The sequence below is a fragment of the Lentzea miocenica genome, from assembly GCF_033949945.1.
GTDB classification, from domain to species: domain Bacteria; phylum Actinomycetota; class Actinomycetes; order Mycobacteriales; family Pseudonocardiaceae; genus Lentzea; species Lentzea miocenica.
In genome coordinates this window covers 126,123-148,782 of the sequence record NZ_JAXAVW010000002.1, presented here as the reverse complement: position 1 = coordinate 148,782, position 22,660 = coordinate 126,123, and the positions used below count along the sequence as shown (strand labels likewise).

Sequence of the window (22,660 nt, the reverse complement as noted above, 5' to 3'; positions counted from 1 at the left end):
ATCACCCCCGCACGGTCAGGCCCTTGTTCATCAGGGCGCCCAGCGGGAACTTGTCCAGTTCGCTGCCCTTGTCCCCCGTCGCCGGCCGGATGCGGATCTCGGCCTGGTCCCTCAACCGCGCCAGTTCGTCCGGCAGTGAGGACTGGATCTCGTGCGGAGCGCAGTTCACCGTGACCGCCAGCCAGCGGCCGGATTCCCGCGCACCCGGAACGCGCTTGCCGCGCCGGACAATCGGGCCGGTTCAGCGCGACTCGCTCGGGTAACCGTGCGACATGACCGATCCGATCAACCCCGAAGCGCCGCACTCCCCCGGCACTCCCAGCCTCGACGATCTCGACACCGAGGAACCGGAAGTGCCGCCGGACGCCACTGACGACGACCCGAGCGAGCCGCCGGACTGACCTGCCGCACTTCGTTCGCCAGGCAAGGCCACCGGCAGCCGGGGGCATCCTCTGCCTCCGTCGGCGAGAACCCGGCGGACCTGCCGGATCAGGCGCGCGCGGAAACCGCGGCGGCCGGGAAGAAACCCGTCCGCCGCGGCCAGCAGCCCGCTCCCACGCTGGGGCTGCTCGGGGGGGTAGTTCCGACGCCTCGTCCTCGGTCGGCGGAGCTATCCGGTCACGTCACTGTCCGGAGACCCGCTGACCGGACTCGCGGGCGTGACCGCCGACGTCCTGCGCGGCCTCCCTGGCGTGTTCCGCCGTGGTCTGCGCAGCCTCCGACGCGACCTGGCGCACCTCGCCGGCGGCGTCGCTCACCGAGGACTTCGCGCTCTCCTTGAGGTGCTGTGCCGACTCGGTCATCGCCTCCTTGGCCGGTTCCACCACGTCGCTGAAGCTGTCGGACAGCTGCCGCACCGCCTGCTGTTCGGCATCGGTGCGGGGCAGCACCGCCGCCAGCAGCAGACCACTGCCGAACGCGATCAGTCCGGCCGCGAGCGGACTGCCCTGCGTCTGCCGCGCCACCTGGTGCGGCACGTCCTGCACCGCCTGCGCGGCGTGCTCCGCTCGTTCGGCGACGGCGTGTCCCGTCTCCTGTCCCTGTTCCCGCACGGTCGACGCGGCCTGTGTGGTGGTGCCCATCACTTGCTCCTTCAGCGCGACCAGTCCCCGCCGCACGCCGCGGACACGCCGCTGCGCGATCCTGCGCGGACTGGTGTGGTCGACCAGACGATTGGCGTCGTCCCGCAGCTCCGCGCGGGTCACCTCGATGTCACGCCTTATTTGGTCGGGTGTTTCGCCCATTCCGCGTCCTCCTTCAGCGTTTCGACCGTGCGTTCGGGTTTCGGGTTCACCGTGCGCAGCCTCGCGCGCCCGGTGGAGTACAGGACCGCGCCGGCGATTCCCCACAACACGGCGACGATCAGCGCGGCCCAGCCCAGCGGCATGACCGCGCCGAGCGCGAACACCAGCGCGAGGCTGAGCAACACCGTGGTCAGGTAACCGGCGAACCCGGCGGCCGCGAGCATTCCCGTCGCCTTGCCCGCCTTGGTGGCCTCCTGCCGGAGCTCGGCCTTGGCCAGCTCCAGCTCCTGCCGCATCAGCTTGGACAGGTCACCGGTCAGCTCGCTGACGAGATCGCCCAGCGACTCACCTGCCGGGTCCACTCGCGACGGTGGTGCCTCAGGGTTCGACATGCGGCACCCCCGCGGAGGGAGCGGCGGGAGACGCGCTCGGCGTCAGCGGTGCGCCGTAGGCCGGCGTCGGCGGCTGCTGCTCATAGGACGGTGTCGGCGGCTGCCCGTACTCCGATGCCACGTCGGTGCGTTCGGAGGCCACCGGCACGACACGCCCCTGCGAACCAGGCCCGCCCTGGCCCTGGCTTCCGCCGGCCGCACTCTTGGCGACCCGGCCGACCAGGAACCCCGCCACCGCGGCACCCAGCAGGAACGTGCCGGGCTTGCGCCGGGCGTAGTCCCGCGCCGAGTCCAGCAGCCCCTGGGCGCCCCGTTCGTCGAGGAACCGCGCAGCCTGCCTGCTCGTGTCAGCGGCGCTCTGGATCGCTCCCGCGGACATCGAACCCGAGGGCGCGCTACCTGCCATCTCGCCCAGCTCGTCGGCGAGCCGGCCAAGCTGCTTCGACACCCGCGTGGCTTGCTGTTCCGCTTCCGCCGCAACACGTTCCCGCACGTCCCCGACGACCCGGCGCGCCTGGCTCGCGGCTTCCCGCGTCACGTGCGAGGCCTGGTCCGCGACGGTGTCTCCCACCTGTCCGGCTGCCTCCCTGGCGTGCTGCGCGACCTCGACACCCTCGTCCCGGGCCGCCGTGCGCACTCCACCCATCTGGTTTTCGGTCACGGCTGACTCCTCAGCTCATAGGCATTTCCTGGCCTACGAGCTACCCGGCGAAACGCGCCGCAAACAGATCCGTTTTCCGCGAAGTCCGTGCAGCACCACCAGGATGGACGCACTCGGGCCAGGAATGGATCGGGTTCTGCGGGGTAGTCGGGCGCTGCGCGGCGCCCGGCCGCGTTTCGCGAAGGGGAAGCCATGACCACGCTGAAGCCCGTCCCGGTCGTCGCGCACCCGATCGCACGCGGCCGGAAGGGTTCCGCGTTCCTGAAACTCCTCGACACCACCGATCACGAACTGATCGGGATCATGTACCTGGCGACGTCGTTCGGCTTCTTCATGATCGGTGGCGTCATGGCGCCGCTGATGCGCGGCGAACTGGCCCGGCCGGGTCCGGGGACGCGGAACGCCGGCGTGCCGTCGCCGGCTGGGTGGCGGAAACGCGGTGGCGCGGGCCTGCTCTACGTGGCCACCCGCAAGGACGCCGAGCGGTATGCCTGCAACGGTTCCTGACGCTGTCGCTTTCCGCGATCCGCGAGTCCGGGGCCCTGGCTCAGGCGGAGGAGCAGCCGGCAGCGGGGCCGTCGGAGACCGAGTAGTCGGGAAGTCCCGCGGAGGCGCTGCCGGCGCCATCGTGCTGTTACGAGAAGTCGTTCCCGCGCGGCGACGGCACGAACGCGGCGAAGTCCCGGTTCGAGACCCTCTCGGCCTGCTCGGTGTGCAGCAGGCCCTGCACCCAGCTCACCACCGCGGCGGGCGCGGCGTGCGGGTCGCCGCCCAGCCGGGCGACCTCGACCAGCTCGCCGAAGCGGTCCTCGACCGCCGCCGACCAGCCGCTCCGCTCGTCCCACACCAGAGCGACGTCGTGGTCGGGGAAGTCGGGCAGCCGGCCGTCGAGCGCCACGTACGCACCGGCGTGCGGTTCCACCTCCACGAACGAGCTGTCACCACGCAGCCCCAGACCTGCGACGACGTCTCCCACGTAGCGCCGGACGCCGCGCGCCACCGAGTCGTCGAAATCAATGTCGAGATCAATGTCGAAGTCAATGGTCGAGTCGCGGTCCATGCCAGCAGTGCCTCCGTCAGCCGAGCACCCTGTCGTGCGCAGCTCGGATACCCCTGCCGGGTGTCGGCGAAACCCTTCTCAGGACATGCGTACGGTGAGGCCTCTCACGGAGAGCACGGTCGACTCCGGCGACCGTGGCGACCAGCGCGTCGCCGTCCGGTGGAGCCTCAGGAGGAAACCGGTCCGGGGCCTGAAATCGATCGAGACCCCGGAACCGGACGATCATCCGCCGTAGGGGTTCGCGGCCTTGCGGGCGGCGTAGGTCAGCATCGGCTTGACCTTCGCCCAATGGCCGTCCTGGCACGCGTACTCGGGCGTGAACCCGACACAGGTGCCCTCCCAGTTGCCGATCTCCCAGGTGTAGTGCGGCACACCGAGTTCGCCGTACACCCAGTCGTCGATCGAGCCTCCCGCGGTGTAGAGCAGTTCACCGGGCTGGCCGTACCGCCAGTCCGGACCGGCGAGCTGGGCCATGTCCTTGGCCATCGCCCGCAACGGCCCGTCGTTCGGCGACGGCGTGGTGGTGTAGCCCCACGGCAGCAGCACGACGTTGAGCGCGGCGTGCATCGTGATCACCATGCCGCGGGTCTTGGGATCCGCCGGGTCGTTCAGGCCGGGGCCGCGGGTGTCCGGGTACAGCGCGCGGAAGAACTTCTCCAGCGCCCTGGTCTCCACCTCGGAGTCCGCCTTCGGGCCGCGGTAGACCTGGCTGCACGGGTCGGACGACGTGCCGTTGTCGCCCCACTGCGCGTCGAAGTTGCGGTTGACGTCGATGCCGATCTGCGCGTACGGGTCCTGCTCGGAGGTCGGGCATTCCTTGGGACCGTTGGTGTAGTTCGCGTTCTTGCGCTGGAGCTTCGGCGTGTCACCGCCGGACTGCACGATCTGCACACCGTCCGGGTTCGCGATCGGCACGACCCAGACCTCTGTCGTGTCCAGCAGCGAGGTGACCTCGCTGTCCTTGCCGTAGCCCTGCGTCAGGTGGTCGATCCACCGCCACGCCATGTCGCCGGTGGTGATCTCGCGGGCGTGGATCTGGGCCGACACGAACAGCCGCGGCTTGCGGACGTTCGGGGTCAGCTTGCAGTCGCCGGGGCTCTTCCTGGTGATGCAGATGGCCTTGAGGTCGTGGCCGCCCGCACCCTGGGTCCTGCGCCACGAGTCGCCGTAGTCGACGACGGTCGCGAGGCGCGCGTACCTGAGCGCCACCTGGTCGAGGTGCGCGTAATGCGCCTTGATCGTGCGGTAGCCGCCGTAGTACGTCTCGTTGACGCCGTGGCCCTTGGTCGTCGGCGCGAACGTGGACGGCGCCATCACCTGCTCGACGGTGCCGGTGAACCCGGCCGCGGCGAGCTTCGTGTGCACGTCCTTCGAGCCCAGCACGAACAGGTCGTCGCCGTCACGCTGTTCCAGCACGTCGAACCCGCGCGCGAGCAGGTCCTGCGCCTTCTGGCCGAGCGGTGCGGGCACGCGGTAGACGTACGTCTGCCCCTCCTGCGCGGGCGCCGGTGGCGGTGGTGCGGCCACCGACGTCCCGACGAGGAAAGCCACGCTGGCGGCGCCCGCCAGTGCGAGGCTCAGCCGTCGCTGCTTCATGTTTTGTGAACCCCCTGGAGCCATCGGGTTTTACCGATCTTGAACATAGCGATGTCCGCACGTGCGGGGAAACGCTCCCACGGGGGCCATCGCAGGTCTGGGTCTCAATTGGACTGTGGTCAGGCGCGCCACCAGTCGGCGTGGGTCGGCTCGCGGAACGCGTTGGTACCGCAGTGCACCTCGCCGAGCCCCTGGTGCAGGAACTCCCAGTCCTCGACCCACTTCACCCTGACCGGTGTGCGGGCGAGCGCCTGTTCCGCCTTGCCCTTGAACAGGTCCGCGCCGTCCACGCGAGTTCCTGGAACAGAACGAGGCGGCGGCGAAGCACATCGACACCCAGCTCGGCGTGCTGACCGGGGAGACCGGCCTCGCCGAGCGCGACCTGGTCCGCGTTCCGGTGCTGTTCCAGCAGTTCAGCGGGCAACAGCTCGACGCGGCGAGCGACCGGCTCACCGCGTCCGGGCGGGTCACCCGCGAGATGGTGACCGACCTGCGCGACCGGATGAGGACGGGTGCCGCACCGCGCGTCGTCTTCGCCGCTCACTCGGCGGGCATTCCCAACGGCGTCTCACTCGGTGGCGGGGTGTTCGGCGCACCGGACCCGCACGGCCCTCGGCTGGACGCTCATGGTCGCCGACCCGCGGCTCGCGCTCGACGTCATGCGAAAGGCCACAAAGGACGGACACGGCGGCGCGGTGCTGTTGGAGGGCACCAACGAGAAGGGCAAGCCGACCATCGACCAGGCGCTGGCCGACGCGAAGCTGCTCCGTACGGCCGCGTCCTCCTTGAGGCGACTACGCATCCGCCTGTGGTTGTGGGCCGATCGGGTGACGTAACGTTCGGATCATGCCGACATCTCCACGTCTCCTGGGGCGCGACGACGAGATCCGTTGTCTCGACGGGGTCCTGAACGCCGCTCGCGAGGGACGCGGTGGCGCGATCGTCCTGCGCGGCGAGGCGGGTATCGGCAAGAGCGCGCTGCTGGAGCACGTGCGGAACGCACCTGGATTCGTGGTGCTGGAGGCGTCGGGGTCGGAGTTCGAGGCCGAGTTACCGTTCGCGGCGCTGCATCAGTTGTGCGTGCCGTTGCTGGATCACCTGACGGAGCTCGCCGCGGGCCGCCGGGAGGCGCTGGAGGTCGCGTTCGGGCTGGCCACCGGAGCTCCCGACGTGCTGCGGATCGGACTGGCCACTTTGGACCTGCTGACCGCCGCTGCCGCCGATCAGCCGGTGCTCTGCCTGGTCGATGACGCGCACTGGCTGGATGAGGCGTCGGCGAAGGTCTTCACCTTCCTCGGGCGCCGGCTGCCCGCCGATCCGGTCGCGATGGTGTTCGCGGCCCGGCAAGCAGGAGTGCTGGACCAGTTGCCCGCGCTGGTGGTCGAGGGACTGTCCGATGCCGATGCCCGTGCGTTGCTGGCGGCGGAGCCGGTGGACGACAAGGTGCGGGAGCGGCTGCTCGCCGAGGCTCGCGGGAACCCGTTGGCACTGCTGGAGTTGCCCAGGGCGGGCGGGTTCGCGTTGCCCGAGGTGTCGTCGGCGCCCAGTGCGATCGAGGCCGGCTTTCAGCGCAGGGTCGCCGTGCTGCCCGCCGACGCGCGGTCGCTGTTGATCGTGGCCAGCGCCGACCCCACGGGTGAACCGCTGCTGATGTGGGCCGCCGCACGGAGTCTCGGCGTCGACGTGACGACCGCAGGGGCGGTGGCCGAGGCGTCCGGGCTGGTCAGCCTGTCCACTCGGGTGCGGTTCTGCCATCCGCTCGCGCGGTCGGCCGTCTACCTCGCCGCGGACGCCGCAGAGCGGCAGGCCGTGCACCTCGCCCTTGCCGCCGCCACGGACGCTCAGGTTGATCCGGATCGGCGGGTGTGGCACCTCGCCCAGGCCGGTACCGGGCCCGATGACCGGGTGGCGGCCGAGCTCGAGCGATCGGCCGCACGGGCCCGGTCCCGTGGTGGTGTGGCGGCCGCGGCGGCGTTCCTCGAACGGGCGGCGACGTTGTCGGTGGAACCCCGGCTGCGGGCCGAGCGCACGCTGGCGGCGGGTCAGGCCAAGTTCGACGCCGGAGCAGTCGACGTCGCCGCCGATCTGCTCAGCACGGTCGAGGTCGAGTTGCTCGACTCGCCGGAGCTGGCGCGGGCCGATCGGCTGCGCGGGCAGGTGGCGTTCGCCAGGAACCCCGTGAACGACGGGCCGGAGTTCGTGCTGACCGCGGCACGGCGGATGACCGGTGCCGCGGCCCGTGAGTGCGTGCTCGACGCGTTGGAGATGGGGCTGATGGTCGGACGGGCCAGCGGCGTCACGGACGTCGTCGTGCGCGAAGCCCGGTCGATGCCACCGACCCCGGACGTGCTCAACGCGTTGGTCGTGCTGTCGGCCGAAGGGCATCGGGCCGCTGTTCCGTTGCTGCGGCAGGCCTTCACCGACGACAGTCTGATGTGGACCGGACATCCGGCGCTGGCGACGATGCTCGCGGGCGAGCTGTGGGACGCCGAGGTGCACCACACCGTCACCGCGTGGCTGATGAAGACGGGACGCGCGGCCGGCTCGCCGTTCGTGCTCCGGCTCGGCCTGGCGCAGACGGCGATCATGGCCGTGCACGCCGGTGACCTCGGTGCCGCGATGTCCGCCATCGCCGAGGAGGAGGCCGTGGCGGACGCGCTCGGGGTCGCTCCCCTGCCCTACCCGCGGTTGCACCTGGCCGCGATGCGCGGGCGTCGTGACGAGCTCGCGCAGCACACCGAACACGCGACGCGGGCCGCGGCACGCCTGGCGGGACTGCTGGTGGCCAACGCGCATTGGGCTTCCGCCGTGCTGCACAACGGACTCGGCAACTATCCGGCGGCGCTGGCGGCCGCGCGGCTGGCGGTCGAGCCGGGCGATCTCTACCTCGCCGGCATCGCGTTGCCCGAGCTGGTCGAGGCGGCGGTGCGGTGCGGGGAGGAGAAGTCCGCGGTCGTCGCGCTGGAGGACCTGACCAAACGAACTGCCGCGGCCGGCACCGACTGGGGCCTCGGGGTGGCGGCGTGCTCACGGGCGCTGGTGTCCGGTTCCGAGGACGACTACCGCGAGGCTCTCGAACACCTCGAGGTCACCACCGCGAAGCCTTACCTGGCAAGGGCACATCTGCTGTACGGCGAGTGGTTGCGGCGTGCCGGACGCCGGATCGACGCCAGGGGACAGCTGCGGACGGCGCACGAGTTGTTGTCCGGCATGGGGATGGAGGCTTTCGCCGCGCGGGCGGCCCAGGAACTGCAGGCCACCGGTGAGATCGCTCGCAGCCGGTCCGCACCGGCTGCGGACGACCTCACCTCGCAGGAGCAGCACATCGCTCGTCTTGTCGCCACCGGGGCGACGTCCAAGGAGGTCGCCGCCCGGCTGTTCCTCAGCCCCCGCACGGTCGATGCCCACCTGCGGAACATCTACCGCAAGATGGGCATCAACTCACGCCGTCAGCTCAAGGAGCAGTTCAGCTGACCGGCTGGACCAGGCCGAGCTGCTGGGCGGCCCAGAGGCCGTCGGCGTTGAGCCAGTACTCCACGATCCTGCCGTCCGCCACGCGCAGGATGTCCGTGCCGTGGAAGGAGACGTCGCCGGCCTCCGCGAGCCAGCGGAGCACGTGGTACGGCTCCTGCGAGATCGGGCCGACCTCGACGGTGAACTTCAGGCCGGGCATGTTCTGGTGGGAGCCGCGGATCCACGCATCGAGCCCCTCGCGTCCGGTGTGATCCTGCGACGGTCCACCGGTGAGCGGGGCGACGTGCCAGACGAAGTCCTCGTGGACGATCGTGTCGACGAGCGGGAACTCGCCGTTCCACAGGTCGATCCAAGCGTTCGTGAGGTCGCTCATCACTTGTCTCCGTGCTGGCCGGGGGCAGCGCTGCCGGTGTACTCGCCGAGGTCGGACACGAGCCGGGTCAGCTCGGGGTCGCTGTCGTAGCGCTTCTGGTGCAGGGCCGCGATCTTCGCTCCCATCTCGGGGTCCTCGTCGTCGGTGATGTCGAACGACGCGAACTTGTCCACGAGCGGCAGGCCGACGCGGTCGGTGTTGCGGTGCGCCGGGTGGGTCAGGTACTCCCAGTAGCCGTCGAGGTCCTCGATGACGAACGTGGCGCCCCACTCGTACTCGCCGCCGAAGTCGCGACCGACCACGAAGGACTTCACGGACGGGATCACGCGGCCCTGGTTGCGCAGGCTCTCCAACGCCTCCTCGATCTGCTCGGGTGAGGCGTCCCGGCGCAGGGTGAAGCGGTTGCCGTGGTAGATCATCTCAGCTCTTCTCCTCGTGTCCCAGGGCGAGTGCCGCCCCTGCGATGGTGGTGACGACCCCGGTCCAGGTGAACGCGGCGGCGATGCCCGCCGTCTGGACCAGGGGTGCGATGACGAGTGGCGACAGGAACTGGCCGAGGAAGATCCCGGCGACCAGCCCGCTGAGCACCCGGCCGCGCTGGGCCGGTTCGGCCAGGTCGGCCAGCCGCAGGTTGAGGTTCGGCACGACCAGGCCGACGCCGAAGCCACCGATGAGGAGCCCGGCGGTGACGATCAGGACGTGGTCCGTCGTGCCGATCACCAGCCAGCCGACGCCGAGCAGCGCGACGCTGGCCGCGGTGATCCTGCCTTTCGGGAGCCTCGGAAACGCGAGCGCTCCCGCGACGCTGGTCAGGGTGCTGCCGGCGACCACCAGGCCGATCACCGCCGGTCCCGCGTTCAGGTCGCGGAGCAGGAACGGCAGCTGGGTCGGGGCCATGTAGAACACGAGCGTCGCCACCGAGGCGAGCAGGTAGATCCAGACGGCGGCCTTGGGAAATCCGGCTTGAGCGGACTTCTGAACTGTTCTCGGCTCTTCGCTCAAACCTGTCGCCGCAGCCAGCGCGACCAGTGCCGCGACGCTGTAGAGCCAGAACGGAAGTCGCCAGTCGATGCCCGCGAGCACGCCGGCCAGCGGCAGGAAGACCACGCCGCCGAGGCTCGCGAAAGCCTGCTGGAACCCGAGGAACCTGCCGCGTTCCGGACCGTCGAACCAGTCCGTGATCAACGCGCTGACCGAGGTCATGACGCCGCCGACCGCGAGACCGAGCAACGCTCTGGTGCCCAGCAGGACCGGCAGGCTGGTGACGAAGAAGCCCGCGGTGCCTGCCGCCGCGTACAGGACGAGGCCGGCGATCAGCAACGGTTTGCGACCGGCCCGGTCGGCGACCAGGCCCGCGAACGGCGCGCTGATCGCGATGGCGAGCGAGGTGATGGTGAGGGCCAGGCGGACCAGGACGCCCTCGCCGTACACCTCGCCCATCGCGGGCAGGCTCGGGGCGATGATCGCCGCGGCCATGATCGTCAGCGTGGCGGAGGCCAGGACCACCGCCCGGGCCGTTCGCGTTGGCGCGGTTCGTGTTGTCACACGGCATACCTTCGCGGCGGGCGGGGTCCGTTCGCGTCGGTAGGAGTTGCGTAGATCGGTGGCTTACGTAGAGAGGAAGTGACCAGCCAGATGCTCAGACCCCACGGACTTGGTCGCTCATCTCCCCGCGGGCACCGCACTCGCCTGCCTCGCCCGCGACCTAGCTGTCCAGCTGGTGCGTGTGGTCGAGTGCGACCGCGACCGTCTGGTCAGTGGACAGCCCCGCGCCACGCTCGATCGCCAGCCTGAACGCCCCCTCCCCCAAAGACGAGCGAACACTGTCCAGGCACGCCTGGTGCGGTGCGATGAAGTGCCGGGACCCGAACAGCGGGTATCCCACCGCGGACCACATGCGCTGTGCCGCCCCCAGCAACACCGCGGCTCGCTCGCACAACCCAGCCGCCGTGGCCGTCCACGCCAGCAACTCGACGGCGAGCACCATGCCGAGCTGGTCGTGCAACGTGTGCTTGATCCGCAGGCACGCGTCGGCATCGGCCACCGCACCGTCCAGATCACCGGCACTCATCTTCACGACACCGAGCCCGTACCTCACGTAGGCGTACGCCCAGAGCTCGCCCTTCTCCTCACAGACGACACGAATCTCCGCGCACAACGCGGCAGCGCGATCCAGGTCTCCCTGCCACATCCACGCCAGCGCCAGCTCGACGTAGCCCAGCACCACGTTGCTGTTCATCTCCCCCAACGCGGTGTAGCGGGCGCGGGCGTCCTCCAGCAGCGCCACGGCATCGCCGACGTCGTCACCGACCAATGCGTTGCATCCCAGCCGATGCACGGCATACGCAAGGCTCACCTCGTCCGGCGCCGAGTCGCGGCACTCCTCCAGCATCGCCACAGCCGGCTTGAGATCGCCCTGCAGAGTCGCGATGTAACCGTTGACCCACAACGCCTTCGCACGCTGAACCGTCGGCGCCAGGTCGACCGCCAGTGCGCGGTCCAGCCAGTGCCGTCCTTCTGCGAGGAAACCGCAGCCGACCCAGTAGAACCACAGTGCTCCGGCCAGGTGCACGCCGACCTGGCTCTCCCCCGGTGTGCTGAGGCAGAAGTCCAGCGCCTCGCGCAGGTTGGCGTGTTCCAGGCGCGTTCTCGTGAACACGGCTTCCTGCTCCGAGCCGAACCACTCGGCGTCGCCCTGCTCGGCGAGCTGGACGAAGTAGTCGCGGTGCAGCCGGCGGGTGCGGTCGTCGTCGCGGGACTCCCTGAGTTTGTCCTGCCCGTACTGGCGGATCGTGTCGAGCATGCGGAACCGGACGCAGCCGTCCTGTTCCACGCGAGCGAGCACGGACTTGTCCAGCAGCTCGTCGACGAGGTCGAGGTGCGTCGCGGACGACGACGGCTCGCAGACCGCCTTCACCGCGTCGAGGTCGAAGCTTCCCGCGAACACCGACAGCCGGGCCCAGAGCGCACGTTCCGCCGGTGTGCAGAGTTCGTAGCTCAGGTCCACCGCCGCCCGCAGCGTCTGGTGGTGAGGCCGCCCGCCGCGGCGGGCGCCCGCGAGCAGCTGGTAGCGGTCCTCCAGCCCGTCGAGGATCTGGGCGAGGCCGAGCAGCCGCGTGCGCACGGCCGCGAGTTCGATGGCCAGCGGGATTCCCTCCAGCCTGGCGCAGATCCGTTCCACCAGCGCGGCGTCGTCGGTGAAGCCCGGCTGCACGGCCGCGGCGCGGTGGCGGAACAGCTCCACCGACTCCTCCCCCACGTCGAGCGGGTCGACCACCATCATGTGTTCGCCCTCGACGCGCAGCGCGTGTCTGCTCGTCACCAGCACGCGCAGACCCGGTGCCGAGCGCAGCAACGCCGTGACCAGCGCGGCACACGCGTCGACCAGATGCTCGCAGTTGTCCAGCACCAGCAGCAGGTGCCGGTCGCGGAGGTACTTCGTCAGCACCGAGAGCGGGTCCTCGGTCGAGTGGCGGGGAATCGACAGGACGTCGGCGATGGCGTGGGGCAGCAACGCGGGGTCGTGCAGTCCGGAGAGTTCCACGAACCAGGCCGCGCCGGGGTAGGCGTGGGCGCCGCGCAGAGCCAGCCTGCTCTTGCCCACTCCACCGCCGCCGGTCAGCGTCACCAGCCGGCTCGCCGTCAGTTTGGCCGCCACCTCACCGAGTTCGCGCGTGCGACCGACGAAACTGGTGACCTCGGCGGGCAGGTTGCCCTCGGTCTCCGCGCGCAGGATCGACTCGTGCACCCCGCGCAACTCGGCCGAAGGTTCCACGCCGAGCTCGTCGACGAGCGCCGAGCGGAACCGCCGATACGTGTCCAGAGCCTCGACCTGTCGTCCCGACCTGTACAGCGCCTGCATCAGCTGACCGCGCAGGCGTTCCCGGTACGGATGTTCCTCGATCAACCCCGACAGCTCACCCACCAGCTCGGCGTGCCGTCCCAGGCCGAGGTCGAGGTCCACGCGCTGCTCGACCACCCGCAGCCACTCCTCGGCGAGCCGGGGCACCTCGTCGCGCTGCAACGACTCCGACGGCACATCCGCCAGCGCTCTGCCCCGCCACAACGCGAGCGCCTCGTGCGGCGCCCCGTTCACCGCCAGCTCGCGGAACCGGCCCAGGTCGATCCGCGTCTCCGGCACTTCGAGCTGGTACCCGCCAGGGCGTGTCCGGATGAGGTCGGCGTCGAGCAGTTGCCGCAGCCGCATCACGTACACCTGCGTGGTCGCCTTCGCCTGCCGCGGCGGACGTTCGTCCCACAGCCGCTCGATCAGTTCCTCGACGGACACCGTGTGGTTGACGCGAAGCAACAATGTCGCGAGCACAACGCGGAGCTTTCCGGTACCCAGCGGCACCCGCACACCGTCTCGAACCACCTCGATGTCACCGAGCAGCCCGAATTCCAGCGCAGCTGTCATCGTTGTCCTTCCACGCACAGTTCAGCGTACGGCTGACGCGCGTGTTGGCCGGATGTTGGCAAAACGTCAACCCGATGGAGGAACGTTCACCACGAGGCGGCTCGGATCAGCGGGGGCCATCGGGGGGATCCGAGCCGCCTCACCGGGATTGGTCGTCAAGCGAGAAGATGGTCGAGCACGAGGTTGGTGTCGAGACAGCGACATTGCCACGCAACGGAATTCGCTATCGCCGAAGCAACGTGCGAAGCGCCACGGTGATCCACGCGAGCACCAGTGCGCCGTACAGGACGACCGCGATGCCGGTGAACATCACCGAAGGCACCCGAGCCGCGAGCGCGTTCGTGCCGGTCACCAAAGTGCCGAGCGGGAAGACGAAACTCCACCACGTCAACGCGAACGGCAGCCCGCGCCGGGCCGTCCGCGCGGTGACGGTCGCCGCGATCGCCACCCAGAGCAGGGCGAATCCCCACGTGATCGTGCCGTACAGAACGCCGAACGCGCCCTGTCCCGGCAGCACGGGCACGCCGGCGAGCAGGTTCGCGGCCGTGATCGACTGCCCGAGCGGACCGAGCACGATCCACAGCGTCGGCACGGTGGACGCCGCGCCCAGTCCGTGCTGGACGAGCCGCTGCCAGATCTGCGGCACGATCACCACCGTCGCGAACAGGCTCACGCCGAACAGCGCGTAACAACCGAGCACCATGGCCTGCCGGGCTGCCCCGTCCAGGTGCTGAGCCAGCAACGCACCGGAGGCCGCCGAGACCATCGGCGGCACCACGGGCATCAGCCAGCCACCGAACGCGCGCTCTCCGCTGCCGATCATCCGGAGCGGCACCAGCACCGAGGTCGCCAGCCCGAGCAGCGTTCCGGCCGTCCACAGTGTCCAGTCGACGGCCAGCGCGGCCGGCAGCCCGATCCAGTCGCGGCCGAGCAGCAACGCACCGGTGCCGACGGTCATCAACGCCATCGGTGGCGCGCCCCAGAACTGGGCCATCACGGGATCCGCGAGTTGCTCGCGCACGGTCGCCCACGTCCAGCGCCGCAGGGCCGCGCCGACGAGGAACACCAGCAGCGCGGCGTCGAGCGCCCACACGAACGTGGCCGCGGTGTGCAGGCCGGGCATGGCAGCACCGGCGGTGGCGACGATGCCGGTCCCCATCACGGAGGCGAACAGGTTGGGGCCGAAGGGTGCCGCTCGTCGCACCTCGAGGGCACGGTGTGGTTGAGGTGCGAGAGCGGTCACGACACAACAATCCTCGCGGCCCGCACACCTCGGTAGGCGCCAATCCCCGAGGAACGCATAGGCTGCCCCTATGCCTCTGCCGTCCAGGGTCACCGACCTGACCAGCTTCGACCTGCTGCTGAGCGTGGCCGAGCTGGGCAGCATCGGCCGGGCGGCGAAAGCCCACGGCATGTCCCAGCCCTCGGCCAGCGAACGTCTCCGCACCCTGGAAGCCCGCGTCGGCGTCGCCCTGCTCGAACGCACCTCGCGCGGCGCCCGGCTCACCACCGCCGGTCAGCTGGTGGCCGGGTGGGCGGCCCCGGTGCTCGCGCGGGCGGCCGACCTCGACGCCGGCCTCACCAGCCTGCGCGCGGACCGGCAGAGCCAGCTCAAGGTCGCCGCGAGCCTCACCGTCGCCGAGTACCTGCTGCCCGCGTGGCTGATCGCGTTGCGGACGGTCAGCCCGGACACCGCGACCGTGCTGACGGCGGGCAACTCGGTGCACGTCGCCGAGCAGGTGCTGGCGGACAAGGCCGATCTGGGGTTCATCGAGTCGACCGACGTGCCCGCGGGCCTGGCCAGCCGCGTGATCGCCAACGACGAACTGGTGCTGGTCGTCGCGCCAGGCCATCCCTGGGCCAGGCGCCGCCGGGTCGCCGCCGCGAAAGCCGCCGCGACCCCGTTGGTCAGCCGGGAATCGGGCTCGGGCACCCGCCAAGCGTGGGAACACGCGCTCCGGACGGCGGGCATCACCGAGTCCGCCGGGCCGTTGCTGGAGATGTCGTCCACGACGGCGATCAAGGCGGCCGCGATCGGTGGCATCGGCCCGGCCGTGCTCAGCGTGCACGCGGTGGCGGCCGATCTGGCGACCCGCACGCTGATCCACGTCGAGGTCAGCGATCTGGACCTGCACCGCGCGTTGCGGGCGGTGTGGCCGTCCGGCAGGACACCCCGAGGGCCTGCCTCCGACCTGTTGACCATCGCGACGCGTAGTCTCACCCATCGTGCCGACCGGCGGTAGCAAACAGGTTCGCGCCGCGCGCAAGCGCAAGAAGCGCATGGCCCGCGTCACCCACGACCTCACCGACCCCCAGTGGGACGCGCTCAAGACGTCCTGGGGCGGCTGCGCGTACTGCGGTAGCGCGGAGGGCTCGCTGCAGAAGGACTGCATCCAGGCCATCTCGCGCGGCGGCCGCTACACGCTCGGGAACGTCGTGCCCGCGTGCGGTTCGTGCAACGCCAGCAAGTGCAATGCCGAGGTGACGGGCTGGCTGCGGCGAAAGAAGCTGGACGAACGCTCGTTCCTGGTGCGGCACTACGAGATCTCGACCGAGCTGACCGCCAAGTTCGCTTAGATCGTGCCGGACCTGATCGCGAACGCCACGGCGTGCGTGCGGTTGCGCAACTGGAACCGGACGAGCACGTTCTGCACCATGCTCTTCACCGTTCGCTCCGAATAGGACAACTTCTTCGCGACCTCGGCGGTGGTCCACCCGTCGGCGAACAACCGCAGCATGTCGATCTCGCGCTCGGCCATCCCCGACATGCCCAGGCGGAGTGGCATCGAGGCACGGCCCTCGTGCGCGGCCAGCACCGTCGCGACCAGACTCTCGCAGGTGAGATCCGCTCGCGGCAGGACGGCGACAACGCGGTGTTCGAGCGCGCGCGGGAGCTCTTGGGCGCGCACGTCGTCGGTCACCAGCACGGCGCACGCGGTCGTTCGTCGGGCGATCAGGTGCAGCTCGGCGGCCAGCCCGGCCCCGTCGGCGGCGACCAGCACGACCTCGGCCTGGCTCAGCGCGTGCTCGGCGACGACCTGGAGCTCCGGCCGCAGCCGCAGGTAGCCGGCGAGGCCCCAGCGGGTGACCGAATCCTTCGCGTGGATCGCGACGCGCACTCGTTGCATGGACGGAAGTCTCGGCGGGCCCTCTCCATTCGGACTCCACGCCGTCTCCACGGCGGTGCCCGATCGGGCAGACAGGGGCGGCAAGCAGGGCGGATTTCCCCAAACGGAGGCTGAGGTGTGCCTAGGTTCGCCACCTCCCTGCCAACCGGAGGTTTCTCGATGTCCGCCACCATCGATGCCCTCGACGAGCTCGCCAAGCCCGAGCACCGCCAAGATCCGTACCCGTTCCTGCACTGGTTGCGCGAACACGATCCCGTGCACCGCACACGCTGCGGTTTCTACCTGCTGAGCAACTACGACGACGTCGCGTTCGCGTTGCAGCAGAACACCGCGTTCACCGTCCCGGACGAGTCCGCGATGTGGCGCGAGATCGGGCACGGGAAACGGAGCCACCCCGCGGTCAAGAAGCTGGTCGCGGCGTTCACCGCGAAGAACCACCCCTGCTACGCCCGGCTGCGCTCGGCCATCGCCGGCGACATGACGCCCGCGCGGGTGCTCCGGCTGCGGCCGCGGATCCTCGAGCACCTCGGCAACATCTTCGACGACATCGGGCCCCGGCTCGTCGCCGGCGAAACGGTCGACCTGCACGCCGAGGTGTCGGTGCCGCTCACCCAGTACGTGTTCGCCGACCGGATCGGTCTGCCGGAAGAGGACCGGTCGTGGATCGCGGACACCATCGCGTTGATGACGCGGGCGCTCGGGACCGACGACGAGGAGGTCGTGCTGGAGGCGGATCGCGCGAGCAACTCGGTCGAGGACTACTTCCGCGCACGGGTCGCGGAACGCCGTGCGTCGCCGCGGGACGACCTGATCTCGCGGCTGGTCGCGGCGCACGACGGCGAGGACCTCCTGATCGCGATCCTGTGGATCATGTGGATGACCGGGTACGAAAGCACGATCTCCGGCATCGACCGCGCTGTGCAGGCGTTTCTGACGCACCCCGAGCACCGTTCGTGGTGCGACGACGAGCGGGTGCACCGGTTCATCGACGAGACGCTGCGGCACGACGGCGTGGTCCTCTACACGCCGATCCCGCGCATCGCACAGGACTCGGTCACGTTGGGCGGCGTCACCATCCCGGCCGGGGCGTCCGTCCGCATGGTGATCGCCGGAGCCAACCGCGACCCCCGCGTATTTCGGGATCCCGACAAGTTCGATCCCGCCCGCGATCCCCGGCGGATGCTCTCGACGGGCAACTGCTGCGGCACCACCCTCGGCCGTGCGGAGATGGCGCACGTTGTCACCGGGCTGTGGCAGCGCTTCCCGACGCTGGTCCCGGCCGGTGAACCGGTGTGGAGCCCGGCCAGCGTGGCCCGCCGGACCGTCGAGCGGCTGCCGGCGAAATTGGCCTAGTCCGCGATGTTCGGACGGGCAGTGTGTTCGTCTGAACGGGCGAATATTCTGCCCGCATGGGCAAGCTGCGTGTGGACGTGCTCGGTGATCTGCGGATCACCGTCGACGGCACGCCGCTCGTGCCCTGCCAGCCACGTCAGCGCGCGGTCCTCGCGGTGCTCGCCATGCGGTCGCCGCATCCGGTCACGCGCGCCGAGCTGATCGACGCGGTGTGGGGCGACGACCCGCCGTCCAGTGCGTCCGGCAGCCTGCACACCTACATCAGCGCGCTGCGGCGGCTGGCCGAGCCGGACCTGCCGGCCCGCGCGTGCGGAAACCTGATCATCACGACCGACAGCGGGTACGCGTGCCTGGTGGCGCCGTCCGATCTGGGCGAGTTCGAGAGCATCATCGCCGCGGCGCGCAGCGGCGGACGGTGTGAGGAGCTGCGGACCGCGCTCCAGATCTGGCGCGGGACAGCACTTTCGGACGTGCCGGGGCCGTTCGCGGAACGGCAGCGCGCGCGGTTGGAAGAGGCCCGGCTGAGCGCGGTCGAGGACTGGGCCGCCGCGGCGATCGCGAGCGGCGGGCACGGCGAGGTGATCGACGCGCTGACCCGGACCGCGGCCGATCATCCGGTGCGGGAACGGGTCGTGCAGCTGCTCATGCTCGCGCTGAGCCGGTCGGGGCGGCAGGCGGAGGCGCTGGCGGCGTTCCGGCACGTCCGGGCGGCACTCGTCGCCCAACTCGGCGTCGAACCCGGCCCCGAGCTGCAAGAACAACACGAGCGCATCCTCAAGGGCACTCCTCCGAAATCCGTGCGACCGGCCCAGACCACGCACGACACCATCGGTTTCGTCGGCCGCGAGGACGAGATCATCGAGCTGTGCGCGCGGTTGAGCGGGGCCGGACCGCGGACCGTCGTGATCTCCGCGATCGACGGGACGGGCGGGATCGGCAAGACCGCGCTCGCCGTGCACGTCGCGCATCTGCTGGTGGACCGGTTCCCGGACGGGCAGCTGTTCATCGACCTCCAGGGGTTCGCGCCGAACAGCACACCGATGCCACCGCACGAGGCGCTGCGGCGGTTGCTCGTCGGTCTCGGCGTCGACCAGAAGTCGCTGCCGGACGATCTCGACGGCCGGGCGGCGATGTACCGCAGCGTGCTCGCCGACCGCCGCGCACTTGTGTTGCTGGACAACGCTTTCAACGCCGAGCAGGTGCGCCCGCTGCTGCCGGGGGTGTCGTCCAGCGCGGTGCTGGTGACGAGCCGCAACCGGCTGAGCGGGCTGGTCGTCTCCGGTGGGGCGCATCGGGTCACCCTCGACGTGCTGCCGGCGGTCGAGGCGCTGGCGTTGTTGCGGTCGATCATCGGACGCCGCGTCGACGCCGAACCGCGGGCCGCGCTGGAGCTGATCCGGCTGTGCTGCGCACTTCCGCTCGCCTTGCGGGTGGCCGCGGAACGGGTGAGCACCGGTCCTGACAGGACACTCGCCGCGCTGGCGGAGGAACTGGCCGCGGAACGGCTCGACGTCCTCGAAGCCGACGAGACGACAGCGGTTCGAGCCACGCTCTCCTGGTCCTACCGGGCTTTGCCGTCCGAGGCCGCCCGCATGTTCCGCCTGCTCGGCCTGCACCCCGGGCCTTCACCCTCGCTCGGTGCGGCCGCCGCGCTGGCGGGTTCGCCTCCGCGCGAGGCCCGCAAGCTGCTCGACGTGCTGTGCGCAGGCCACCTCGTCGACGAGATCGCGTTGCGCCACTACAGCTTCCACGACCTGCTGCGCACCTATGCGCACGAGAAGGCGTTGGACGACGAGCCGACTCCCGACAAGGCCGTCGACCGGATGCTGTGCTGGTACCTGCACAGCGCGGACGCCGCCGACCGGCTGCTCTTCCCCGGTCGCAGGCGGATGCCGTTGCCGTCCCTGCCCGACGACGTCCACCCGGAGGAGTTCGGCGGGCGCGACGAAGCCCAGGCGTGGCTGCGATCGGAGTACGCGAACCTCATCGCCGCGATCAGGTTCGCCGCCGACAGCGGCAACACCGAGCTGGCGGCGCGACTTCCGTTGGCGCTGATGAGCTTCTTCGAGTTCGACTCGCGCTTCGACGACGGCCTCGCGATGTACCGGATCGGGCTCGGCTCGGCCGTTTCCACCGGTGATGTCCGCGCGGAAGCCGTGCTGTGCAACAACATCGGCATCCTGCACTCGGTACGCCGCGAATACGACGACGGCGAACGGTGGTTCCAGCGCTCGTTGCCGCTGTGGCAAACCATCTCCGACGAGCACGGCGAGGGCCAGGTCCTGATCAACCTCGCCGGCGTGTACGTCGGCCGCGGCACCGGAGACGCCGAGGCCGTCGCGCGACATCTGGTACGAGCGTTGGAGATCTTCACCCGCCTCGACCACCAGTTCGGCCGGATCTTCGCGATGACCCACCTCACCACCGTCTACAAACGGATGAAGCGACTCGACGACGCACTGGCGGCCGGCACCGAGGCCGCCCAGACCGCCCGCGAGATCGGCGCCGAGGTGCTCGAGGCGGCGGCCCTCAGCGACCTCGGCCGCCTGCACGAGGACCTGCGCGACCTCCCCGCGGCCCTCGCCTGCCACGAGGCGGCGCTGGAGATCCACTGCCGGCTGACCAACCAGCTCCGCGAGGCCCGCGACCGCCTGTGCGTCGCCTACGTGTGCCGCGAGATGGGCCGGTACGACCGCATGCGCGAGGAGTACGCGCGGGCGTTCGCGATGCTGGAGGAGCTCAACCCGGCCGAGGCGGAACGGGAACGGACCGCGTTCGGCCCGCTCCCGTCGTGATCATCGTGTCGCGGGCACGATCTCGCCGATTCGCTCGACCTTGAACGACATGCCCGGGTAGTGCGCCTCCAACTGCCGCACGACGTCCTTCGGCGGGTCCGTCTCCGTCCCCACGTCGAGCGCTGACCCGTCCTGTCCGAGTCCGGCTGAGTTGATCGTGATGCCGCGCGTCTTCCAGTGCTCGATGTCGTTCATGAGCCGACGCTGGTGCTCGCTCAGCTCGGCGTAGGAGTACCGGGCGTCGCGGAAGTCGATCCGCACGTTCGGGGCCGTCTTCCAGACCTCGGCCTCGAACCTCGGATTCGGCTTGCGGTAGATGACCAGCATCGGCACGTTGTCGCGGACGGTCAACCGCGAGTAGGTGGTCGCGAACTCGCCCTCCAGCAACGGCTTGAGCGCCTCCGCGGCCTTGTGCAGGTCCTCGTTGTTGAACCCCGGCGGATAGGACGTCGTGTCCGGCGGCTCGGAGTAGGTGGTGGTGGCCGGCCCAGTGGTCATCTCCTGGCCGCCGATCCCGGCGGCCTCAGGCCTCGCGCACGAGACCACCGCGACCAGCAGCAACACCGGTAAGACAACTCTTCGCATGGTTCCCCCAATGTCCGTACCAGGGTAGGACGGCACTGGGTAGGACGGCATTGGGCGCTTCGGAGGTTGCTCGCGCTAGGCGGAGTTGCGCAGGGCGTTGTAGCCCTTGAAGAGCCCGTCCCACGCCTCCTTGCAGCGGGCGTTGAGCTGCCCGTCGGCGCTCGCCCCGCCCGCCGCGAACCACGGCTCGCAGGGCGCGATGCCGGTGAGCGACCTGCGGACCTGCTCGATGGCGGAACGCCCGGTGGGAGGCAGCTTGTCGGACTGCTTCTCCACCTCGTCGACCACGCCTGTCACGTCGGGCATGAGGTGGGCGCAGTTGTCCATCTGGTCGACGGGCTCGCCCCGCAGCCTCGGGATGCAGGCGGTCAGCAGGGTGCCGATCGCGTCGAGCCGGGGTTGCAGCTCCGGCAGCGGTGAGGCGGACGACGAGGTCGGCGCGGGGGTGATCGTGGGCAGGGACGTGGTCCCGGTACTGCACCCGACCAGCACAAAAGCCAGCGCAATGGCGGAATAGCGCATGGCGAGAGCCTAGCCACAAGTGGCGGCCGCCAGAGCCGGGGTGCTCTGGCGGCCGCCGTGTTCACCCGATCAGGCGCGGATGTAGGACTGCGCGCCGTTCGGGAAGCCGAGGGCGGCCGTGTCGCGGACGTCGTCGGTCACGACGGCCGACTTGCCCTTGCAGCCCGGCTCTGACCAGATCTTCGCGGCGCCGTCGAGGGTCAGCGACTGGAAGCCGCCGCGCAGGTCGCCGCACTTGGCCTCGGGCTTCACGCCGGTGGCGAAGTTGTTGCCGCTGAAGTCGTCGAAGTTCTTGCCGGTGAAGAAGGTGATCGAACCGGCAGGCTTGGCACCGGCGGCGGGCGGCGCGGGCTGCGTGACCGGCGCCTCGGCCGGGGCGGTGGCGCGCTTGCCCTCGGGGTTGATCACGAACCACTTGTTGCCGACGTTCTGGCCCTTGATGTCACCGGGCTTCTCGTCCTTGTTGAACAGGTAGATCGGGCGGCCGCCGATCGTCACCTGCGTGGTCTTGCCGTCCTTGCGCTTGATGAAGCCGATGTTCTCCCGCTTGATGCCGGGGAAGAACAGCTTGGTGCCCTTGGCCACGGTGATCGGCGTCCACGCCTTCTCGCACTCACCGTTGCAATTGGACACTCCGCCGTTGACCGGGTCGTCGCTGAACCAGTAGATCGTGCGGCCGTTTCCGTTCACCACAGCGGGTTCCAGGCCACCGGCGTTCGCGACGCGGAGCTCCACCCACTTCAGCTTCACCTCGGGAGCCGCGGCTTCCGGTGCGCGGTCGCCGGTGTTCTTGTCGGCCTTGTTGGAGTTCGCCGAACCGCGCAGGAAGTCCACTTCGGACTCACCGGCGGCCGCCTGCGTCTCCTGGACCTGGGCCTGCTCCTGGACCGGCGTGGCCGTGCCGGACTGCGCGGAGCCCTGGCCACAGGCCGTCAGAGCGACAGCACTGACCGCGATGAGGGCAGCAACGATCCCAACTTGCTTGCGACGCATGGGTTTCTCACTCCTGAATGGACATTCCGTCAACCTGTTCGCCACTGACACGTGCGGACTCTCGGAA

24 protein-coding genes and 1 pseudogene are annotated in these 22,660 nt (G+C 70.1%); 9 read left to right on the top strand and 16 right to left on the bottom strand.

The features are described from left to right. Position 1 precedes the first annotated feature (1 nt). Positions 2-169: a hypothetical protein gene (locus tag SK803_RS03075; protein WP_319964177.1), complete on the bottom strand. Its 168-nt coding sequence runs from the start codon at positions 167-169 to the stop codon at positions 2-4. Positions 170-272: 103 nt separating this feature from the next. Between SK803_RS03075 and SK803_RS03070 the strand changes: the two genes are divergently transcribed. After that, a complete protein-coding gene (locus SK803_RS03070) occupies positions 273-401 on the top strand; it encodes a hypothetical protein (RefSeq protein WP_319964176.1) in 129 nt (42 codons plus the stop codon). 222 nt (positions 402-623) lie between these two features. On the opposite strand, the gene SK803_RS03065 is transcribed toward SK803_RS03070, so the two are convergent. The 3 genes from SK803_RS03065 to SK803_RS03055 are packed head-to-tail and all read right to left on the bottom strand — an operon-like array spanning position 624 to position 2,297. After that, positions 624-1,244 (bottom strand): DUF3618 domain-containing protein, encoded by a 621-nt coding sequence (locus SK803_RS03065; protein WP_319964175.1) that lies wholly within the window; start codon positions 1,242-1,244, stop codon positions 624-626. Next, positions 1,220-1,636, bottom strand: a complete 417-nt coding sequence (locus SK803_RS03060) for a phage holin family protein (protein ID WP_319964174.1) — start codon at positions 1,634-1,636, stop codon at positions 1,220-1,222. Before SK803_RS03060 ends, SK803_RS03065 begins: the two co-directional genes overlap by 25 nt. Further along, positions 1,623-2,297: a hypothetical protein gene (locus SK803_RS03055; protein ID WP_319964173.1), complete on the bottom strand. Its 675-nt coding sequence runs from the start codon at positions 2,295-2,297 to the stop codon at positions 1,623-1,625. The genes SK803_RS03060 and SK803_RS03055 overlap by 14 nt, the downstream gene beginning before the upstream one ends. A 192-nt stretch (positions 2,298-2,489) precedes the next feature. Between SK803_RS03055 and SK803_RS03050 the strand changes: the two genes are divergently transcribed. Beyond that, complete coding sequence (locus SK803_RS03050) at positions 2,490-2,804, top strand: hypothetical protein (protein WP_319964172.1); 315 nt, start codon at positions 2,490-2,492, stop codon at positions 2,802-2,804. A gap of 127 nt (positions 2,805-2,931) precedes the next feature. Here SK803_RS03050 and SK803_RS03045 read toward each other — a convergent pair whose 3' ends face one another. The 3 genes from SK803_RS03045 to SK803_RS03035 form a co-directional block, all read right to left on the bottom strand. Continuing rightward, a complete protein-coding gene (locus SK803_RS03045) occupies positions 2,932-3,357 on the bottom strand; it encodes a DUF6292 family protein (protein WP_319964171.1) in 426 nt (141 codons plus the stop codon). 222 nt (positions 3,358-3,579) lie between these two features. Continuing rightward, a complete protein-coding gene (locus SK803_RS03040) occupies positions 3,580-4,953 on the bottom strand; it encodes a M14 family zinc carboxypeptidase (RefSeq protein ID WP_319964170.1) in 1,374 nt (457 codons plus the stop codon). A 119-nt stretch (positions 4,954-5,072) separates the two neighbouring features. Next, positions 5,073-5,243 (bottom strand): protein-arginine deiminase family protein, encoded by a 171-nt coding sequence (locus tag SK803_RS03035; protein ID WP_319964169.1) that lies wholly within the window; start codon positions 5,241-5,243, stop codon positions 5,073-5,075. A 56-nt stretch (positions 5,244-5,299) separates the two neighbouring features. Between SK803_RS03035 and SK803_RS46475 the strand changes: the two are divergent. The 3 genes and pseudogenes from SK803_RS46475 to SK803_RS03025 all read left to right on the top strand — a co-directional run. Next, positions 5,300-5,515: pseudogene (locus tag SK803_RS46475) on the top strand (hypothetical protein); the annotation flags it as partial. 13 nt (positions 5,516-5,528) lie between these two features. Next, positions 5,529-5,789 carry a protein-arginine deiminase family protein gene (locus SK803_RS03030; protein ID WP_319964168.1) on the top strand — a complete coding sequence of 87 codons (261 nt, stop codon included), beginning with the start codon at positions 5,529-5,531 and terminating at the stop codon, positions 5,787-5,789. Between the two features lie 10 nt (positions 5,790-5,799). Next, the gene (locus SK803_RS03025) at positions 5,800-8,427 is read left to right on the top strand and encodes an ATP-binding protein (protein ID WP_319964167.1); all 2,628 of its coding nucleotides are present in this window, start codon (positions 5,800-5,802) and stop codon (positions 8,425-8,427) included. Here the strand turns inward: SK803_RS03025 and SK803_RS03020 are convergent. The 5 genes from SK803_RS03020 to SK803_RS03000 all read right to left on the bottom strand — a co-directional run bounded on the left by SK803_RS03020 (position 8,420) and on the right by SK803_RS03000 (position 14,460). Then, positions 8,420-8,800 carry an ester cyclase gene (locus SK803_RS03020; RefSeq protein WP_319964166.1) on the bottom strand — a complete coding sequence of 127 codons (381 nt, stop codon included), beginning with the start codon at positions 8,798-8,800 and terminating at the stop codon, positions 8,420-8,422. The two genes, SK803_RS03025 and SK803_RS03020, sit on opposite strands and share 8 nt — an antisense overlap. Next, on the bottom strand, positions 8,800-9,219 hold the full coding sequence (locus tag SK803_RS03015; RefSeq protein ID WP_319964165.1) for a Dabb family protein: 420 nt from the start codon (positions 9,217-9,219) through the stop codon (positions 8,800-8,802). Before SK803_RS03015 ends, SK803_RS03020 begins: the two co-directional genes overlap by 1 nt. Position 9,220: 1 nt before the next feature. After that, entirely contained in the window at positions 9,221-10,306 is a 1,086-nt protein-coding gene (locus SK803_RS03010) for an MFS transporter (RefSeq protein ID WP_319964164.1), read from the bottom strand. A 199-nt stretch (positions 10,307-10,505) separates the two neighbouring features. After that, entirely contained in the window at positions 10,506-13,217 is a 2,712-nt protein-coding gene (locus tag SK803_RS03005; protein ID WP_319964163.1) for a BTAD domain-containing putative transcriptional regulator, read from the bottom strand. A gap of 223 nt (positions 13,218-13,440) precedes the next feature. Next, positions 13,441-14,460 carry a TDT family transporter gene (locus SK803_RS03000; protein WP_319964162.1) on the bottom strand — a complete coding sequence of 340 codons (1,020 nt, stop codon included), beginning with the start codon at positions 14,458-14,460 and terminating at the stop codon, positions 13,441-13,443. A gap of 70 nt (positions 14,461-14,530) precedes the next feature. On the opposite strand from SK803_RS03000, the gene SK803_RS02995 reads away from it, so the two are divergent. Beyond that, entirely contained in the window at positions 14,531-15,460 is a 930-nt protein-coding gene (locus SK803_RS02995) for a LysR family transcriptional regulator (RefSeq protein ID WP_319964161.1), read from the top strand. Continuing rightward, complete coding sequence (locus SK803_RS02990) at positions 15,444-15,794, top strand: HNH endonuclease (RefSeq protein ID WP_319964160.1); 351 nt, start codon at positions 15,444-15,446, stop codon at positions 15,792-15,794. Before SK803_RS02995 ends, SK803_RS02990 begins: the two co-directional genes overlap by 17 nt. Here SK803_RS02990 and SK803_RS02985 read toward each other — a convergent pair. Beyond that, positions 15,791-16,345, bottom strand: a complete 555-nt coding sequence (locus SK803_RS02985) for a response regulator transcription factor (RefSeq protein ID WP_319964159.1) — start codon at positions 16,343-16,345, stop codon at positions 15,791-15,793. The two genes, SK803_RS02990 and SK803_RS02985, sit on opposite strands and share 4 nt — an antisense overlap. A 159-nt stretch (positions 16,346-16,504) precedes the next feature. Between SK803_RS02985 and SK803_RS02980 the strand changes: the two genes are divergently transcribed. After that, complete coding sequence (locus SK803_RS02980) at positions 16,505-17,698, top strand: cytochrome P450 (protein ID WP_319964158.1); 1,194 nt, start codon at positions 16,505-16,507, stop codon at positions 17,696-17,698. A 56-nt stretch (positions 17,699-17,754) separates the two neighbouring features. Further along, positions 17,755-20,493, top strand: coding sequence for an AfsR/SARP family transcriptional regulator (locus SK803_RS02975; protein WP_319964157.1), 2,739 nt, complete (start codon positions 17,755-17,757; stop codon positions 20,491-20,493). On the opposite strand, the gene SK803_RS02970 is transcribed toward SK803_RS02975, so the two are convergent. The 3 genes from SK803_RS02970 to SK803_RS02960 all read right to left on the bottom strand — a co-directional run bounded on the left by SK803_RS02970 (position 20,494) and on the right by SK803_RS02960 (position 22,593). Next, positions 20,494-21,078, bottom strand: a complete 585-nt coding sequence (locus SK803_RS02970; protein WP_319964156.1) for a hypothetical protein — start codon at positions 21,076-21,078, stop codon at positions 20,494-20,496. Positions 21,079-21,153: 75 nt separating this feature from the next. Beyond that, complete coding sequence (locus tag SK803_RS02965) at positions 21,154-21,600, bottom strand: hypothetical protein (RefSeq protein WP_319964155.1); 447 nt, start codon at positions 21,598-21,600, stop codon at positions 21,154-21,156. Positions 21,601-21,669: 69 nt separating this feature from the next. Next, positions 21,670-22,593, bottom strand: coding sequence for a COG4315 family predicted lipoprotein (locus SK803_RS02960; RefSeq protein ID WP_319964154.1), 924 nt, complete (start codon positions 22,591-22,593; stop codon positions 21,670-21,672). Between the last annotated feature and the right edge of the window lie 67 nt (positions 22,594-22,660).

Coding starts and splice junctions, on each gene's coding strand:
- SK803_RS02960 (WP_319964154.1), bottom strand. CDS start 22,593: ATGCGTCGCAAGCAAGTTGGGATCGTTGCTGCCCTCATCGCGGTCAGT.
- SK803_RS03050 (WP_319964172.1), top strand. CDS start 2,490: ATGACCACGCTGAAGCCCGTCCCGGTCGTCGCGCACCCGATCGCACGC.
- SK803_RS02980 (WP_319964158.1), top strand. CDS start 16,505: ATGTCCGCCACCATCGATGCCCTCGACGAGCTCGCCAAGCCCGAGCAC.
- SK803_RS03015 (WP_319964165.1), bottom strand. CDS start 9,219: ATGATCTACCACGGCAACCGCTTCACCCTGCGCCGGGACGCCTCACCC.
- SK803_RS03060 (WP_319964174.1), bottom strand. CDS start 1,636: ATGTCGAACCCTGAGGCACCACCGTCGCGAGTGGACCCGGCAGGTGAG.
- SK803_RS03020 (WP_319964166.1), bottom strand. CDS start 8,800: ATGAGCGACCTCACGAACGCTTGGATCGACCTGTGGAACGGCGAGTTC.
- SK803_RS02970 (WP_319964156.1), bottom strand. CDS start 21,078: ATGCGAAGAGTTGTCTTACCGGTGTTGCTGCTGGTCGCGGTGGTCTCG.
- SK803_RS03040 (WP_319964170.1), bottom strand. CDS start 4,953: ATGAAGCAGCGACGGCTGAGCCTCGCACTGGCGGGCGCCGCCAGCGTG.
- SK803_RS02995 (WP_319964161.1), top strand. CDS start 14,531: ATGCCTCTGCCGTCCAGGGTCACCGACCTGACCAGCTTCGACCTGCTG.
- SK803_RS03005 (WP_319964163.1), bottom strand. CDS start 13,217: ATGACAGCTGCGCTGGAATTCGGGCTGCTCGGTGACATCGAGGTGGTT.
- SK803_RS02965 (WP_319964155.1), bottom strand. CDS start 21,600: ATGCGCTATTCCGCCATTGCGCTGGCTTTTGTGCTGGTCGGGTGCAGT.
- SK803_RS03065 (WP_319964175.1), bottom strand. CDS start 1,244: ATGGGCGAAACACCCGACCAAATAAGGCGTGACATCGAGGTGACCCGC.
- SK803_RS03045 (WP_319964171.1), bottom strand. CDS start 3,357: ATGGACCGCGACTCGACCATTGACTTCGACATTGATCTCGACATTGAT.
- SK803_RS02975 (WP_319964157.1), top strand. CDS start 17,755: ATGGGCAAGCTGCGTGTGGACGTGCTCGGTGATCTGCGGATCACCGTC.
- SK803_RS03025 (WP_319964167.1), top strand. CDS start 5,800: ATGCCGACATCTCCACGTCTCCTGGGGCGCGACGACGAGATCCGTTGT.
- SK803_RS02985 (WP_319964159.1), bottom strand. CDS start 16,345: ATGCAACGAGTGCGCGTCGCGATCCACGCGAAGGATTCGGTCACCCGC.
- SK803_RS03070 (WP_319964176.1), top strand. CDS start 273: ATGACCGATCCGATCAACCCCGAAGCGCCGCACTCCCCCGGCACTCCC.